This is a genomic window from Streptomyces achromogenes subsp. achromogenes (genome assembly GCF_000720835.1).
In the GTDB taxonomy this organism is placed as follows: domain Bacteria; phylum Actinomycetota; class Actinomycetes; order Streptomycetales; family Streptomycetaceae; genus Streptomyces; species Streptomyces achromogenes.
Genome location: NZ_JODT01000004.1, coordinates 166,690 through 181,718 on the forward strand (window position 1 = coordinate 166,690; position 15,029 = coordinate 181,718).

A 15,029-nucleotide genomic window follows, 5' to 3' on the forward strand; every position below is an offset into this window, starting at 1 on the left:
GCCCGAGTCCGGCCTCACCCTCAGCGAGGCCACCGTGAAGACCCACGTTGCTCGGATCTTCGCCAAGCTCGCCCTCCGCGACCGCGCCCAAGCCGTCGTCCTCGCCTATGAGACGGGCCTGGTCACGCCTGGCGGCCCCACCACCCGATAGCAGCGCTAACGGTCGTGAGCTGGTCTTATTCAAGCCATATGGCTGCCACACGCAGGCCGTTGTGGTCGACGCTAACGAGCTGTGTTAGCGTTGAAAACACTCCTGGGGCCTGCCCTCGTCAGGTGCCCGACTGTCCGTAAGACGAGAGAGATGGCCATACCTGATGAACCGTTCGACGCTCCTCCGTGCCGCCGTAGCCGCAGCCAGCGTGTCGCTCCTCGCCGCCTGCGGCGGGAACGCCGGCGCCGACGGTGAGGAGAAGAAGCCGTCGTCCGCCGCCTCGACACCGTCCGGCGCCGAGGCGTTCACCGTCACCCACGTGGGCGGGCCGACGGCCGTGCTGGAGATCGCCGGTCAGCGCATCCTGATCGACCCCACCTTCGACGCGCCGAAGAAGTACAAGTCGGGCATGTCGAAGGTCAAGGGTCCCGCCTTCGGCCCCGAGAAGCTCGGCAAGATCGACGCCGTTCTGCTCTCCCATGACCAGCATGACGACAACCTCGACGGCAAGGGCCGTGAGCTGCTCAAGGACGTGCCGGTCGTGTTCTCCACGCCTGGCGCCCACAAGCGTCTCGGTGATCACATCACTCCCATGAAGAGCTGGGAGCAGCGGGAGCTGAAGTCCTCCGGCGGCACCATCAAGGTCACCGCGGTGCCCGCCCTGCACGGTCCCGACGGAGTCGACCGCGGGGCGGACGGTGAGGTCACCGGGTTCGTGCTCAGCGGCAAGGGAGTCCCCACCACCTACATCTCCGGTGACAATGCCTCGGTCAAGGTGGCCAAGCAGGTCGGCGACCGGATCAAGAAGGACATCGGAGCCATCGACACGACCGTCCTCTTCGCCGGTGCCGCCCGCACTCCCGCGATCCTCGACAACGCTCCGCTGACGCTCACGTCGAAGAACGCCGCTCTGGTGGCGAAGGACCTCAACCCCCGCAAGGTGGTACCGCTCCACACCGACAGCTGGGACATCTACTCCGAAGACATCAAGTCCCTCGTCAAGGCGTTCAAGGACCAGGGTATCGACGGCAAGCTCGTGGACCTGGAGCCGGCGGGGGAGAAGAAGAACCTGTCCTGAAGGGGCGGTGCCCGGCTCGGAGCGGCGGAGGTGAGGGGAAGCTCGACGTAGCGGACCGGGCCGCTGCTTCGGAAGCGCGATGACGGCAGTACGGCGCGGTGGCGCCGTACTGCCGTTTTCACGGGCATCGGCATGGAGTGTCCCCGGCTGGAGGGACGCGGGGGTGCTTGACTTCCGCCCTCTACGCCCTCTGGCGGGCCGTGGTCATCGGCTTCCCGGCCGACGAGGGCCTGGCGGTGCTCAGTCGTCCCCGCGGGGGGCGGTCCCTTGAAGCGCCTGGGACAGCCGTGCGATGGCGTCGCTGCCGGCGGGCGCGGTCCCGGTGAGGGTGCCGACCAGTGTCTGGGCCAGCACGATCCCGTCGGTGATCCTCGTGTCCTCGCGCTCGTCGCCCGTGACGGCCCCGATCACGGCGTCCCGTACGGAACGGGAGATCTCGGGGGCGCCGTAGAGCCCGGGAAAGGAGAGGGCCATCAGGCACACGCCGACGTTGGCCGTCAGGATCGACTGGCCTGCCAGCTCCAGCGGTGTACGCAGTCGTCCGGCGGCACGGCAGCGCTCCAGGGCCGACAGCAGCAGGGACCTGGCCTCCTCGACCGCCCGTGGCTGGGATTCCGGGGCCGGCGTGAACATCAACCGGTACAGGTGAGGGTTGTCCAGGGCGAACGCGACGTGGCTGTCCCAGGCCGTGCGCAGGTCGGCCACCGGGTCGTCGGTCATCGGATTGCGGCGCTTGTTCGCCAGGAAACGCTCGAAGCCGATGCAGGCGACCGCCGTGAGCAGCCCCTGCTTGTCGCCGAACTGGCGATAGATCTCGGGCATGCCGACCTTGGCCCGGTCACAGATGGCCCGGGTCGAGATGGCCAGCGCGTCCTTTGACGCGAGCAGTTCCTCGGTGGCGGCCAGGATGCGCTCTCGTGCCGTCGACATGCCTCGATGGTAACAGCTAAGAAAGCGTTGCTAACGCCCTCGAACTGCCCGTTTATCGCTCTGGGAGCGGAGTCTGAGAGTTCCGCTTCACGGCGCTCACACCTTGTGTTAGCGTTGATCACGTCCTGAGGGCCGTTGCCCCCAGGTCCCGAATGCTTCCGCGCCGCGAGGCCGGAGGTACCCGCCCGGGTACGCCGATGCGGGCTTTCGGGGTGCAACCGCTCCGACCCGTCTCACGAGTCACTGCCGTCACGTTCGGTTCCCCCTGTGCGTCCGGCCCGTGGTTGCCGTCATGTCCCACGCCTCCGCAGCACTGCGAGCGGCGCAAGCTTTCTCGATCCTTTTAGGTGGTTAGTCATGGCTACGACGACTCTGCGAGCCCTCATCGGCGCCGACGAGACTCCCGCGTCGCTCGGCAACGCGACCCTCATCATGGTCGACTACCAGAACGTCTACACCGGCGGTGTGATGGAGCTCGACGGCTGGAAGCCCGCGCTGGAAGCCGCCGCCGAGCTGCTGGCCGCGGCCCGCCAGGCCGGCGCGAAGGTCATCCACGTCCAGGAGGCGGGCTACGACGTGGAGTCCGAGGCCGGCCAGATCCACAAGAGCGTCGCGCCCATCGAGGGCGAGACCGTCGTCGTCAAGAGCGTCCCGAACGGCTTCCACGGCACGGACCTGGGCGAGCACGTCGACGCCGCCGGGAACTCCGATGTCATCATCGCCGGGTTCATGACCAACATGTGTGTCCTGTTCACGGCGCAGGGCGCCTCCCTGCGGGGCAACCAGCCCACCGTCGTCGCCAACGCCTGTGCGACCCGGCCCCTGCAGACCATGCACGAGGGAGGCACGTCGCTGACCGCCCAGCAGGTCCACGACGGTGCCCTCGCGACCATCACCGACCGCTACGGCATCGTCGTCCCCTCGCTCGCGGCGCTGAAGTAGCCCTTCACACTTGTGTCTCCGGCAGGGCGGCGCTCCTTCCCGCCCTGCCGCAGGACCTCCACCCGGGGGACGGCACCGAGGCCCCCGGGGAGAGCGGGCGTCACCCCCGAGCACGAGGGCTGGGTGGACCGGCCCGCGTGCCACGCGATGTCGGCCCAGCGACGTGAACCGGAATCCGCGGTTGCCGTGCGGCTCTATGGTGACGCCCATACCGGAGTCGCGCATCGCGGTTGAGAACCCCAGTAGGTGGCAGTGCCCCATGCCGAGGAACCAGGGCTGAACGGTCCTGTCAGTGATCACCGTTGGCCTCTACAGTCCGGTGATGGCTGGTCGTTGGGAGGGAAGTCCTGGTGGGTGGACCGTTCCTGATGTGTATCGAAGATGTCTTCTGCCGGAATCAGGGCAGGGTGGTCACGCTGACGGGTCGGATCGAGCGCGGGCGGGTTCGCAAGGGCGACGAGGTGGAGATCGTCGGCTTCGGTGCCGGCGCGGTCGTCACGGTCAAGGACATCGAAGCTTGCCGTCGGTGCATCGACGAGGCGAGTGCGGGCATGAACGTGGACCTGTTGACGAGTGGGGTGGCGGCCGGCGCGGTTGAGCGAGGGCAGGTGCTCGCGGCGCCTGGCTCCATCAGTGAGCACACCGGTTTCGCGGCGGACATCGCCCTGCTGTCCGAGGAGGACGGCGCTGCCGAGATACGGACGGGTGAGCGGCTTCAGTTCTGCATTCGCGGCGCTGTAGTCGCGGGTCGGGTGACGCTCTCTCAGGAAACGGACGTCTTGTATCCGCTTCACCGGGGCGACGTGACGATCACACTCGACCGGTCCGTCGCTCTGGAGGACGGCCAGTTCTTCGCCTTCCGGCACCGAGGACGGGCCGCCGGCTCGGGAGTCGTGACGCTCCGGGGCACGGGGACATGCTCGGCGGGATAGCCCCCGGCTCCAGGACAGCCCACGGATTGGTCGTCTCGGCCTCCCCGAACGGTGATGTGGCGGCGGTGCGGCGGTATGGAGACGGCGGCGCGGTGCGGTCAGGAGAAGTTGACCATTCTGATGTAGCGCACCCAGTCCCAGTCCGGCCCAGGGTCGGTGTGGTCGGTGCCGGGCACCTGATAGTGGCCGATGATGTGCTCTCTGTCCCGGGGGATGCCGTACTTGGCGCAGATCGCCGCCGTCAGCCTCGCCGACTGCTGGTAGAGCGCGTTGGTGAAGTACTCGGGTCGGTCCACCCAGCCCTCGTGCTCGATGCCGATGGAGCGTGTGTTGTAGGTCCAATTGCCCGCGTGCCACGCGATGTCGGCCTCACGGACGCACTGGGCGATGTGCCCGTCCGCCGAGCGGACCACATAGTGGGCGGACACCTTCTTCTGCGGATCGGCGAAGATCGCCAGCGCGTCGCTGTACGTCTCCTGTGTGACATGGATGATCACACGGTCGATGGCGTATGCGCCGGGGCGGCTGGACACGGTGTAGTTCGCGGTGCTCGCCGGCCGCCACTCGGCGGGCGGGTAGTCGACGGACTGCGACTGCGCGCCGGCACGCGGATCGGGCAGCAGTGCGTAGGGGACGGCGGCGAGTGCCGCGCCTTTCAGCAGCCGTCGTCGGCTGAGTCCGGGTGTGGCTCGGTCCATGTCCATGGCGGTATGCCTTTCGGGGAAGCCTTTCGATGTGCCTTCGGGAGGAGCCCGTTCCGGAGGAGCTTGTTTCGCAGGAGCCTGTTCCGGAGGCGGCGGTCAGGGTTCCGAGCCGCGCGGGAGACCTCAGCGGCGCAGGGCCCGCGCGGTCTCCCGCAGCCGCGCGTGCACGCCGCGGTAGGTCTCCCGCGCGGGCAGCCACTCCTTGCGGAGCTTGGCCACGCAGGTGTAGTTGGTGTCGCACACATTGGCCAGTGGCGATTCGACCGTCTGGGTCGCGAACTGGTACGCATCCAGCTCGCTGAACCCGTAGTCGCGCACCAGCCACTGCACCAGGTCGAGCTGCGATATCCGGAACGCGTCCTCCAACGGGCGGGCCGAGCCGGTCGAGATGATGTGCGTGTCGGACTCCAGGCGTGGCCAGGGTGTGGTGACGCCCTTCAGCAGGTCCACGACCACCACCGTGTTCATCGCGCATTCGACGGCCACCCCGCAGGTCTCTCCCTCGCCTTGCCGGGCATGCCCGTCTCCCAGGCTCAGCAGGGCGCCCTCGACATTGACACCCAAGTAGCAGGTGACACCGGACCGCATCTCGGGTGTGTCCATGTTGCCGCCGTGGGCGTCGGGCACCAGGGCCGAGCGGACCTCCAGATTGGCGGGCGCCACGCCCACCGTGCCGTGCATCGGGTCCATGGGCAGCTCCACCCGGATGTCGCTGTCCTGTGCCTGGAACAGGGCTGTCCGGCGGGCCCGGTCCAGCTGCCAGATCCACACGCGTTCCGGCAGCGGCGGCTGCAGCGTGGCCGTGGTGTGCGTGGAGGTGAGCGCGCCGAAGAGCGGCACTGTCGTGGAAGCCGCCCAGTCACGGGCCGGTTCGATCGCCACGAAGTGCACGGCCACGGTGTCACCGGGTTCGGCACCCTCGATGTGGAAGGGACCGGTCTGGGGGTTGAGGTAGGGGAACTCGCACACCTCGGACACGAGATCCTTCTCGGAGCGGACCCGCCCGGCGAAGCAGTCCTCCGTGTACAGGTCGAGAACCGTGCCGGGGGCGACCCGGGCCATGGGCGGCGCCCCGCCGAAGGTCCAGGCGTACTGGTCCGGTTCCGGGCGCACGGTGAGGATCCGGGGGTCGGTCATCGCGGCATGGCTCCTTCTCAGAGGGATCATCGTGTGGGGCCGACCCGGAAGGGCCGTTCACCGCTGTGACGGTGGTGGGCGGACTCCGGCCCCGTCCTGTCGTTCGGCACCGGTGTCGTAGGCGTCGAGGTGCACGCGGGCGGTCTCGGCTATCCGGCCGGGGTGCCGCCGTATCAGCACGAGCAGCACCACCACACCCAGGGCGAGCCAGGCGCCGACGACCGGACCGGCGTAGGACACCGGAGCCGTCAGTCCCGTGACGAAGTCGAACACCGGCAGGCCGACGGCCGTCAGCAGGGCCGGGATGAACGCGGCGCTGCCCAGCGCGGGGAACAGCAGATGTCGTACCGGCCTCAGGGATGTCCGGCCGGAGCGTAGGAAATAGCCGGCACAGGAGAGGTTCACGACGATGTAGACGCCGACGACGACGGTGACGATCACCGTGGCGAGCAGCAGATACGCGGTCACCGGGTCGTAGACGAGACCGAGGCCCAGCACCGCGCCGACCGCCACGACGGTCTGTACGGCGATGCCGGCCACGGGGGAGCGGTGCCGGGGGTGGAGGGCCGCGAGTACGCCGGGCAGGACCCTGATGCGGGCCAGGGCGAAGGCCGTACGGGTGGAGACGTTCGCGCAGGCGTTGGCGTTCGCGATCGTGGAGTTGACCACCGCGAGGAACACCAGCACCCAGAAGAGACCGAACGAGGCCCGGGCGACGCCCTCCCAGGACGCCTCGCCCGAGGCGCCGAACGCCGCGAAGCGGTCGGGGCCGAAGTAGACGGTCATCGCGTAGGTCGTGATCACGTAGAACAACCCGATGCCCAGGGCCGCTCCGAGGACCGCGCGGTGCATCGTCCGCCGTGGGTCGCGGGTCTCCTCCGCGAGCGGCGCGGCCGCTTCGAAGCCGGCGAACGCCAGCACCGTGTACACGGACCCGGCGAACACCCCGGAGACCCCCGCGTACCCGTCGGCGGTGTGGGAAGTGCCGAACACCGACAGGGTGTTGGCGCTGCCGGCCCCACCGATGAGCAGCACCGCGAACACCAGGAGGACAAGGATCTCGAAGACGCCGAGGACGGTACCGAAGTGGGCGGAGGCGCGAACGCCGAGATAACCGGCGCAGGCGATCACCACGGCTCCGGCCAGCGCCCACGGCCACCACAGGTCCGCCGGGTACGCGGACCACTCCGCGTGCAGCGCCCCCGCCACCGTGAAACCCAGCTGCAACAGCAGCAGCGGTGGCACCAGCATCTCCACGAAGACATAGGCCCAGCCGACGAGGAAACCGACGGCCGGGTGCAGCCCTCGCGCCGCGTAGGTCGCCACCGAGCCCGCCGCGGGCAGTTCCCGGGCCAGCTCGGCCACGCACGAGGCGGTGAACAGGCAGGCCACGAGGGCGATCAGCACCGACAGCGGCAGGCTCCCGCCCGCGAAGGCGGCACCGGCCGGGATCGACGCGGCCACCGCGGCGGCCGGCGCCATCGCCGTGACGCTCTGGAACAGGACGTCGCGCAATCCGATGGCGTCACGCCGCAGCGCGCCGGCCCTCTCCGCGTGCATGTGTCCCCCGATCCGTGGCCTGGCTGCCGTTCGTCACCTGAGCATGTCTGCGCTCGGCGGCCGTCGCACGGATATGACGACCCGTCGGCCGGCCTCGCGTGAAATCACGGTACGGCGCCCGGTGGTTGGGCAGAAGGGTGCGCGGCCGTTCGGTGGACAACCCGCCGCCTGTGGATAACTCGGCCACCCGATCGGGTGAGGCCACAGGCCCAAGCGGCCGAGCTCTTGGCTCGCCACAGCGGCGTGCCTTCTCGAGGATCACTGACGAGCGGGCCGCGCCCCCGCGCAATCGCCGAGCAGCACACCGCGCCTCCTCACGTCAGCGCGCACCTGGCTGCCGCACCCCCACCTCGCACGACACCCGGTCCGACACTCGGCAACCGTGGTCGGTACCGGACCGCGAGCGGCGTCAGGATCGCTCCGCCACCACCGCCGGGTCGTCCAGCACCGCACGGACGACCGAGTGCGCGGCGCCCAGCAGCGGACCCTGTGGCCCCAGCGGGGACACCGTCACCGGACAGGCCGGGCCCGCCGTACGGCCCGTCAGCTCCGTCTCCAGCGCCGGCAGCAGCCAGGGCGAGAGACCCGCGAGGGCTCCGCCCAGGACCACCGTCTCGGGATCGAGCAGGTTCACCGCCCCGGTCAGGGCGATACCGAGGGCCGTACCGGCGTCCCGCAGAGCGGCCCGCACGCCCTCGTCACCGGCCCCGGCGCGCTCCGCGAGCAGGCCCACCAGATCCTCCCGGGGCTCCAGCCCGGCCGCGCGCCGCACCGCCTCCTCACCCGCGTACTGCTCCAGGCACCCCCGGCCGCCGCACGGGCAGGGAGGACCGTCGGGCCGTACCGGCACATGGCCCAGCTCGCCCGCGAATCCCCGCTTGCCGCGCAGCAGCCGCCCGTCCACGACCACCGCGGCACCGATACCGATCTCGGCCGACACATGCAGGAAGTCACCGGGCGTACCGGCACCGAGCCACAGCTCGGCCAGGGCGCCGAAGTTGGCCTCGTTGTCCACGGACAGCGGCCAGCCGCCGGGCAGCAGGGCGCCGAGGTCGGTGTCGTGCCAGTCGAGGTTCGGCGCCCGTACGACCGTGCGTCCGTCCCTGGCCACCAGTCCGGGCACCGCGACCGCGAGTCCGGCGGGCCACAGTTCCGCCTGCTCGGCTTCGGCGACCACCCGATGGATCAGCGCCGTCAGCTCCTCGATCACCGGCTCGGCCGCCCGGCCCCGGTTGCCGCCGCGCCGCACCGCCCGCGCGCGCACCTCGCCGCGCAGGTCGACCGCGCACACCGCGAGGTGGTCGACGCCGATCTCGGCCCCGATCCCGGCCGGACCCCGGCCGCTCACCGCGAGCGCCGACCCGGGCCGGCCCACCCGGCCGGGCCGTTCGGGACCCAGTTCCTCCAGCAGTCCCCACCGGATCAGCTCGTCCACCAGCGTCGACACCGCCGCCCGCGTCAGACCGATCCGCGAGGCGACCGCCGCCCGCGACAGCGACCCTTCCGCGCTGACGGCGTGCATCACCCGGGCGAGATTGCGCCGGCGCATGCCCTGCTGGGTGTCCGGCAGAGCGCGCCCGGTGCCCGGCGGGCGCGCCTCGTGCAGCGGTGCGGTCATGCCTGCGTCAATCCTCGGTGTCTGCCGCCCGGCGGGGGCGGACGGCCTGGTCAGTCGGTTTCGGGCCGCCGTTCCAGCAGCGGGGCCGCGTCGGAGAGTACCCCGGTGATCCTCTCCAGCGTCGACCGGTCCCGCTCCACGGCCTCCAGCACCGGTCCCGCGGCCGTGTTCCAGCGGCGGGCCACGGCCGCGGGATCCTCGCCGGTCAGCAGGCCGGCCGCCTGCGCCGCCGCGCCGAGCGCCACGAGTTCCCTGGCCTGCGGGACCTGGACAGGGCGCCCGGAGAGCCGGCGCACGGTCTGCTGCCAGGCCGTGCCCCGGGCCCCGCCGCCGATCAGGAGCAGCGGGGTGTCACGGTCGGCGTCCGCGTCCAGGACGAGATCGAGGGCTCCCAGCAGCGCGTGCACCGCGCCGTCGTAGGCGGCCTGCAACAGCTGACCCGCGGTGGTGTCGTGGCGCAGCCCGTGCAGCAGTCCGGAGGCGTGGGGCAGGTTGGGGGTGCGCTCGCCGTCCAGGTACGGCAGCAGGGTCACCGAACCGCCGGGCTCGACGGCCTCCCGGTCCAGGCCCAGCAGGGCCGCGACCCGGTCCACCGCCAGGGTGCAGTTCAGGGTGCAGGCGAGCGGCAGCCAGTCCCCGCGCGCGTCGGCGAAGCCCGCCACCGTGCCGGTCGGGTCGGTGGGGCGGCGCGCGGAGACGGTGTAGACCGTGCCGGAGGTGCCGAGGCTCAGCACCGGCGTGCCGGGCCGCAGGCCGAGGCCCAGCGCCGCCGCGGCGTTGTCGCCGGTGCCCGGGGCCACCAGCGTGCCCTTGGAGAAGGGCAGGTCATGGCTGTCGCGCACCGTGCCGACCACCTCGCCCGGCCGCGCCACCCGGGGCAGCAGCGCCGGGTCCAGGCCGATGTGCGCCAGCGTCTCCTCGTCGTACGCCTCGGTGCCGGACGCCCACCAGCCGGTGCCGGAGGCGTCGCCCCGGTCGGTCGTGCCCTGCCCGGTCAGGCGCTCGGTGAGGTAGTCGTGGGGGAGCCGGACCGCCTTGGTCGCGCGGGCCGCCTCCGGCTCGTGCTCGGCGAGCCAGGCCCACTTGGTGGCCGTGAAGGACGCGCCGGGCACACTGCCGGTGCGCTCCGCCCAGGCCTTCGGACCGCCCAGTTCCTCGACGAGCCGGCGGGCCTGCGGAGCGGAGCGGACGTCGTTCCACAGCAGCGCCGGACGCACCGGCTCACCGTGTTCGTCCAGGGTGACCAGGCCGTGCTGCTGACCGCCGATCGACACCGCCGCCGCCTCGTGCGCCGCCTCACCGCACTGGCGCAGCGCCGTGCACAGCGCGTCCCACCACTGGCGCGGGTCACTCTCCCGGCCCGCCCCGTTGGTCACGGTGTGCGGCGCCTGGCCACTGGCCACGATCCGCCCGGTCGCCGCGTCGACGACCAGCGCCTTCGTGGACTGGGTGGACGTGTCCACTCCGACGACGAGCGGACCCTCGGCTGCTGACATCGGACTCTCCCTCTTCCGCGGCTCCGCGGCATCTGCGCTGTGTGACGAAGACATCTGGTGGGTGAAAGACATGTTGTCTCTTCCCAGCGGTGTGTGCGCATACTAATTTGTAAACGGCCATGACGAAATACTCGTACGCAGCAAGGAGCCGCGCCATGAGCTACCAGCCCACCCCCGAGGACAGGTTCACCTTCGGCCTGTGGACCGTCGGCTGGCAGGGAAGGGACCCGTTCGGCGACGCCACCCGCCCCGCCCTCGACCCGGTCGAGACGGTGCAGCGTCTGGCGGAACTCGGTGCCCACGGAGTGACCTTCCATGACGACGACCTGATCCCCTTCGGCTCTTCGGACACCGAGCGGGAGTCGCACATCAAGCGGTTCCGGCAGGCCCTGGACGCCACCGGCATGACCGTCCCGATGGCCACCACGAACCTCTTCACGCACCCCGTCTTCAAGGACGGCGCGTTCACCGCCAACGACCGTGACGTGCGCCGCTACGCCCTCCGCAAGACCATCCGCAACATCGACCTGGCGGTCGAGCTGGGCGCGAAGACGTACGTCGCCTGGGGCGGTCGCGAGGGCGCCGAGTCCGGGGGCGCCAAGGACGTCCGTGCCGCCCTGGACCGCATGAAGGAGGCCTTCGACCTGCTGGGCGAGTACGTCACCTCGCAGGGCTACGACATCCGCTTCGCGATCGAGCCCAAGCCGAACGAGCCCCGGGGCGACATCCTGCTGCCCACCGTCGGCCACGCGCTGGCCTTCATCGAGCGCCTGGAGCGGCCCGAGCTGTACGGCGTGAACCCGGAGGTCGGCCACGAGCAGATGGCCGGACTGAACTTCCCGCATGGCATCGCGCAGGCCCTGTGGGCGGGCAAGCTCTTCCACATCGACCTCAACGGCCAGTCCGGCATCAAGTACGACCAGGACCTGCGGTTCGGGGCCGGTGACCTGCGGGCCGCCTTCTGGCTGGTCGACCTCCTGGAGAGCGCCGGTTACGAAGGACCGCGCCACTTCGACTTCAAGCCGCCGCGGACCGAGGACATCGACGGCGTGTGGGCGTCGGCCGCGGGCTGCATGCGCAACTACCTCATTCTCAAGGAGCGCGCGGCCGCCTTCCGCGCCGACCCGGAGGTGCAGGAGGCGCTGCGCGCGTCGCGGCTGGACGAGCTGGCCCAGCCGACCGCGGCCGACGGCGTCCAGGAGCTGCTGGCCGACCGCACGGCCTTCGAGGACTTCGACGTGGACGCGGCCGCCGCGCGCGGCATGGCCTTCGAACGGCTCGACCAGCTGGCGATGGACCACCTGCTGGGGGCGCGGGGCTGACGCCCACGCGCGCGTACCGGCGACCGCCCCTGCCGCAGGGGCGGTCGCCGAACGACGCGGGCCGCCCGCCGTGACGGGGACGGCCCGCGTCCGTCACGGCTTCTCGGGCAGACGGACGTACACCACCGTGGTCTTCGAAGATCGCCGCAGGGGGTGTGGCGGTCGGAGTGATCCTGCTGATAGGGCTGCCCTGGTGGGTGGCGTTCCTGATCGTGGCCGGAGTGCCGGTCGTCGCCTGCCTGGCCCTGGACCCTTCGCAGCGGCGCAGGGTTCGCCGAGGCGCCCGCAAGGGAATCGGCCGCTGAGGCGCCGGCGTGCGGCAGGCGGCCGGCGGGCGAGGCGTCCTTGGCGGCCGGCCGGACCCTCGAGCGGCCGCGCCGTCGTACGGGGGCGGGTACTCCCGGGACCGAGAGGTGCCGTACGGCCGCCGAGCCTCACAGCGGACGTACGGCCATCTTGTCGAGGGCTTCCAGCAGGCCCGGCAGTTCGGGACCCCGGCCCACCGGATGCACCTCGCCCGGCTCGTCGTCGAGCAGGACGAACGCGATGTCGTCGGTGCGGGCGACCAGCGACCAGCCCGGGCCGTCGGCGCGCAGCGTACGGGCGTCACCCGGGGCGAACGACGAGCGCACCCGGCCGAGCGGCGGCGGGGAGTCGACGTAGGCGCGCGCCTCCGCGAGCACCCGGCGGACCCCCGCGTGGCCGCCGCGCGCGGGGCCCTCCTCGCCGCCCTGGGCGGGCGGCGCGTCCTTCGCCGGCCCGCCGGGCGCGCGGAAGTCGGCGTCGGCGATCTGCTCCCGCCATGCGGACCATTGCAGCGCGATCTCGTCCGCGCCCAGACGGCGCTGGGCCGGCCCCCAGGAGCCGGTGTCCGGCGGGCTCAGCGCGGGCCGGCCCGCCGTCTCGGCGGGGGGATCGTGCGGCGCGGGCACCCCGGGCGCGGCGACGGCGACGGCCAGGGGCCACCCCGGCAGAGCGGTCACGACCGCGCCTTCGTCCGGCGACAGCTCGTACTCCATGCCGCAGTCCCAGGACGCGATCGCCACGGCGACCAGCGCGACGTCGTCGATGACGACCGTCCAGCGAGCGCCGTCCCCGTCCTGGCCCAGCACCAGGCCGTACCCGTCGGCGAGCGGCGGCAGACCCAGCACCGCGCACGCCGCCGGGTAGTCGTCGCCCAGCACGCTCGGGAACTGTGCCGGCGTCAGCAGGACCGCCGTCAGCACGTACAGCGCATCGTCCGCGGCGGCGACGGCCCTCTCGTCCGTTCCGGCCATCCCTGCCTCCCCAGTGGTTGGTCCGTCGGCGCGCACCCTAGTGCGAGCGCAAGCCGGTTGTCACGGCTTCGGGCACCACGCGGAGCTGCAGGTTTCCGCCTGGAAAGGGGCGAAACGACCACGTCGGGAGACGGGAATTCCGCTCGGTCCACGGGCGGACCGAGGACATCGCGGGCTACCGCGCCAGGAGACTCGTCACGCTTCCTGGCCGGCGCTACGACCGCCCGACAGGCCGACCGGCCCCCCTGCACGGGCGCACAGAACCTGCCGGGAGGCCTGCGGATCGCGCCGGACGCCCGGACCGCGCTCTCCCCGGACCAGTCAGTGCTGATCGCTCATCTGCTGCCCCGCGACGTAGAGTTGGAGCTTCGACGGCTGGAGGGGGCGACGCGGTGAAGCGGTTCGGACAACTGGAGCGGATCCGTCGGCTGGACCCGGTGGCGGACGCGCTGGAGATCTACCGGATCAGCGTGTCGTTGGAGTTCCCCTGGGATTACACGCGCGCCCTGGAACTGGCCCTGTACCGCACCTACGCGGTACCGAGCATCGGCCGGCTGCTCGCGCGGACGGCGGAACTGACCGAGCGCACACAGAAGCGGTACGACGACACGGCGCTCCTGCTGGACGCCGTCCTGGAGCACGGCTTCGCCGCGGAGCAGGGGCGTACGGCGATCCGCCGCATCAACCAGATGCACCGCAGCTACGACATCAGCGACGACGACATGCGGTATGTGCTGAGCACCTTCGTGGTGGTGCCCAGGCGCTGGATCGACACCTACGGCTGGCGGCGGCTGTCCCGCCACGAGATCATCGCCACCACCGAGTACTACCGCACCCTCGGCCGCCACATGGGCATCCCGGACATCCCCCGCACCTACGAGGAGTTCGAAGCCCTTCTCGACTCCTACGAAGAGGCCCACTTCGGCTGGGACGAGGAGGCCCGGCGGGTCTCCGACGCCACGCTCGGCCTGATGGCCTCCTGGTATCCCCGCCCTCTGGCCCCGCTGCTGCGCACGGTGACACTCGCCCTGCTCGACGAGCCGCTGCTGCGCGCCTTCCGCTATCCGAAACCCGGTGCGGCGGCCACCGCGCTGGTGCGCCGGGCCGTACGGACGCGCGGCCGGCTGGTCCGGCTCCTGCCGTCGCGCCGCTCCCCGCACTTCGCGCGTCAGAACCGGGAGATCAAGGGCTACCCCGACGGCTACCGCGTGGCGGACCTGGGTACCCGCCCGGTGCCCGGGCTGCGCGGCTGTCCGGTGCGGCACCGGGACGCCTCAGCGGCCGACCCCGTCGAGTGACGCGAGCGTGTCCCGCAGCCAGGCCAGTTCCGCCCGGCTCGTGGCACGCGCGATGGTGAGGACGCCCCGCCGGAAGGGGTCGTCCAGTTCCTCGGCGCTCAGCGGCCGGTCGCCGTCGTAGAAGAAGCTCGCCGGCTCCTCCAGGAAGGCCAGCCGGCGTCGCAGTACGGCCGCCTGCGCGGCCGGGTCCGCCAAGTGCCGCAGGAACGCCAGCAGCGTGAACCAGTGGTTCTCGTCGGTGATCTCGCGCTGCGCCGGCTCGGCGAGCCGGCGCATCAGCTCCCGCCCGCCCGCATCGGTCAGCGTCAGCACATGGCGCGGCGCGGCGACGGCGCCGGGCTCGGTGGCCCGTACCAGCAGGCCCGCCTTCTCCAGCCGCTTGATCGCCGGGTACAACGTGCTCTCCGCGACCGGGCGCACATGCCCGGTGAGCGCGGCGATATGACGGCGCAGGACATACCCGTGCAACGGCGCGTCGTACAGGAATCCCAGGATGGCGAGTTCGAGCATGCCCGCATTCTCGCGCAGTGGTACATCGCCGTTCCACTACCGCCTTGACGCTATACATCGTTGCCGAGGTATTG

14 protein-coding genes and 1 pseudogene are annotated in these 15,029 nt (G+C 71.3%); 7 read left to right on the forward strand and 8 right to left on the reverse strand.

What is annotated here, in order from left to right:
- Nucleotides 1-13: 13 nt before the first annotated feature.
- Nucleotides 14-151 (forward strand): annotated as a pseudogene (locus IH25_RS39085) (response regulator transcription factor); the annotation flags it as partial.
- Between the two features lie 163 nt (nucleotides 152-314).
- Nucleotides 315-1,229 carry an MBL fold metallo-hydrolase gene (locus IH25_RS0105740; protein ID WP_030603992.1) on the forward strand — a complete coding sequence of 305 codons (915 nt, stop codon included), beginning with the start codon at nucleotides 315-317 and terminating at the stop codon, nucleotides 1,227-1,229.
- Nucleotides 1,230-1,469: 240 nt separating this feature from the next.
- Here the strand turns inward: IH25_RS0105740 and IH25_RS0105745 are convergent, their stop codons facing one another.
- On the reverse strand, nucleotides 1,470-2,159 hold the full coding sequence (locus IH25_RS0105745) for a TetR/AcrR family transcriptional regulator (protein WP_030603995.1): 690 nt from the start codon (nucleotides 2,157-2,159) through the stop codon (nucleotides 1,470-1,472).
- Nucleotides 2,160-2,516: 357 nt separating this feature from the next.
- Between IH25_RS0105745 and IH25_RS0105750 the strand changes: the two genes are divergently transcribed.
- Together IH25_RS0105750 and IH25_RS0105755 are read left to right on the forward strand one after the other, a co-directional pair.
- Nucleotides 2,517-3,101, forward strand: a complete 585-nt coding sequence (locus IH25_RS0105750; RefSeq protein WP_030603998.1) for an isochorismatase family protein — start codon at nucleotides 2,517-2,519, stop codon at nucleotides 3,099-3,101.
- A 350-nt stretch (nucleotides 3,102-3,451) separates the two neighbouring features.
- Nucleotides 3,452-4,033 (forward strand): EF-Tu/IF-2/RF-3 family GTPase, encoded by a 582-nt coding sequence (locus IH25_RS0105755; RefSeq protein ID WP_245172708.1) that lies wholly within the window; start codon nucleotides 3,452-3,454, stop codon nucleotides 4,031-4,033.
- A gap of 98 nt (nucleotides 4,034-4,131) precedes the next feature.
- Here IH25_RS0105755 and IH25_RS0105760 read toward each other — a convergent pair whose 3' ends face one another.
- The 5 genes from IH25_RS0105760 to xylB form a co-directional block, all read right to left on the reverse strand.
- Nucleotides 4,132-4,731 carry an N-acetylmuramoyl-L-alanine amidase gene (locus IH25_RS0105760; protein ID WP_030604003.1) on the reverse strand — a complete coding sequence of 200 codons (600 nt, stop codon included), beginning with the start codon at nucleotides 4,729-4,731 and terminating at the stop codon, nucleotides 4,132-4,134.
- A gap of 129 nt (nucleotides 4,732-4,860) precedes the next feature.
- The gene (locus tag IH25_RS0105765; protein ID WP_030604007.1) at nucleotides 4,861-5,874 is read right to left on the reverse strand and encodes an acetamidase/formamidase family protein; all 1,014 of its coding nucleotides are present in this window, start codon (nucleotides 5,872-5,874) and stop codon (nucleotides 4,861-4,863) included.
- Between the two features lie 57 nt (nucleotides 5,875-5,931).
- Nucleotides 5,932-7,434 (reverse strand): APC family permease, encoded by a 1,503-nt coding sequence (locus tag IH25_RS0105770; RefSeq protein ID WP_030604010.1) that lies wholly within the window; start codon nucleotides 7,432-7,434, stop codon nucleotides 5,932-5,934.
- Between the two features lie 409 nt (nucleotides 7,435-7,843).
- Nucleotides 7,844-9,052 (reverse strand): ROK family transcriptional regulator, encoded by a 1,209-nt coding sequence (locus IH25_RS0105775; RefSeq protein WP_030604013.1) that lies wholly within the window; start codon nucleotides 9,050-9,052, stop codon nucleotides 7,844-7,846.
- A gap of 50 nt (nucleotides 9,053-9,102) precedes the next feature.
- Complete coding sequence (xylB, locus tag IH25_RS0105780; protein WP_030604016.1) at nucleotides 9,103-10,548, reverse strand: xylulokinase; 1,446 nt, start codon at nucleotides 10,546-10,548, stop codon at nucleotides 9,103-9,105.
- A 155-nt stretch (nucleotides 10,549-10,703) separates the two neighbouring features.
- Between xylB and xylA the strand changes: the two genes are divergently transcribed.
- Nucleotides 10,704-11,870: a xylose isomerase gene (gene xylA / locus IH25_RS0105785; protein WP_030604019.1), complete on the forward strand. Its 1,167-nt coding sequence runs from the start codon at nucleotides 10,704-10,706 to the stop codon at nucleotides 11,868-11,870.
- 167 nt (nucleotides 11,871-12,037) lie between these two features.
- Nucleotides 12,038-12,175 (forward strand): hypothetical protein, encoded by a 138-nt coding sequence (locus IH25_RS41120; RefSeq protein WP_157846950.1) that lies wholly within the window; start codon nucleotides 12,038-12,040, stop codon nucleotides 12,173-12,175.
- A gap of 129 nt (nucleotides 12,176-12,304) precedes the next feature.
- On the opposite strand, the gene IH25_RS0105790 is transcribed toward IH25_RS41120, so the two are convergent.
- Nucleotides 12,305-13,147 (reverse strand): hypothetical protein, encoded by an 843-nt coding sequence (locus IH25_RS0105790; protein ID WP_030604023.1) that lies wholly within the window; start codon nucleotides 13,145-13,147, stop codon nucleotides 12,305-12,307.
- Nucleotides 13,148-13,539: 392 nt separating this feature from the next.
- On the opposite strand from IH25_RS0105790, the gene IH25_RS0105795 reads away from it, so the two are divergent.
- On the forward strand, nucleotides 13,540-14,445 hold the full coding sequence (locus IH25_RS0105795) for an oxygenase MpaB family protein (RefSeq protein ID WP_030604026.1): 906 nt from the start codon (nucleotides 13,540-13,542) through the stop codon (nucleotides 14,443-14,445).
- Here IH25_RS0105795 and IH25_RS0105800 read toward each other — a convergent pair.
- Nucleotides 14,422-14,955: a PadR family transcriptional regulator gene (locus tag IH25_RS0105800; RefSeq protein WP_030604031.1), complete on the reverse strand. Its 534-nt coding sequence runs from the start codon at nucleotides 14,953-14,955 to the stop codon at nucleotides 14,422-14,424. The genes IH25_RS0105795 and IH25_RS0105800 overlap by 24 nt on opposite strands.
- Nucleotides 14,956-15,029 lie beyond the last annotated feature (74 nt).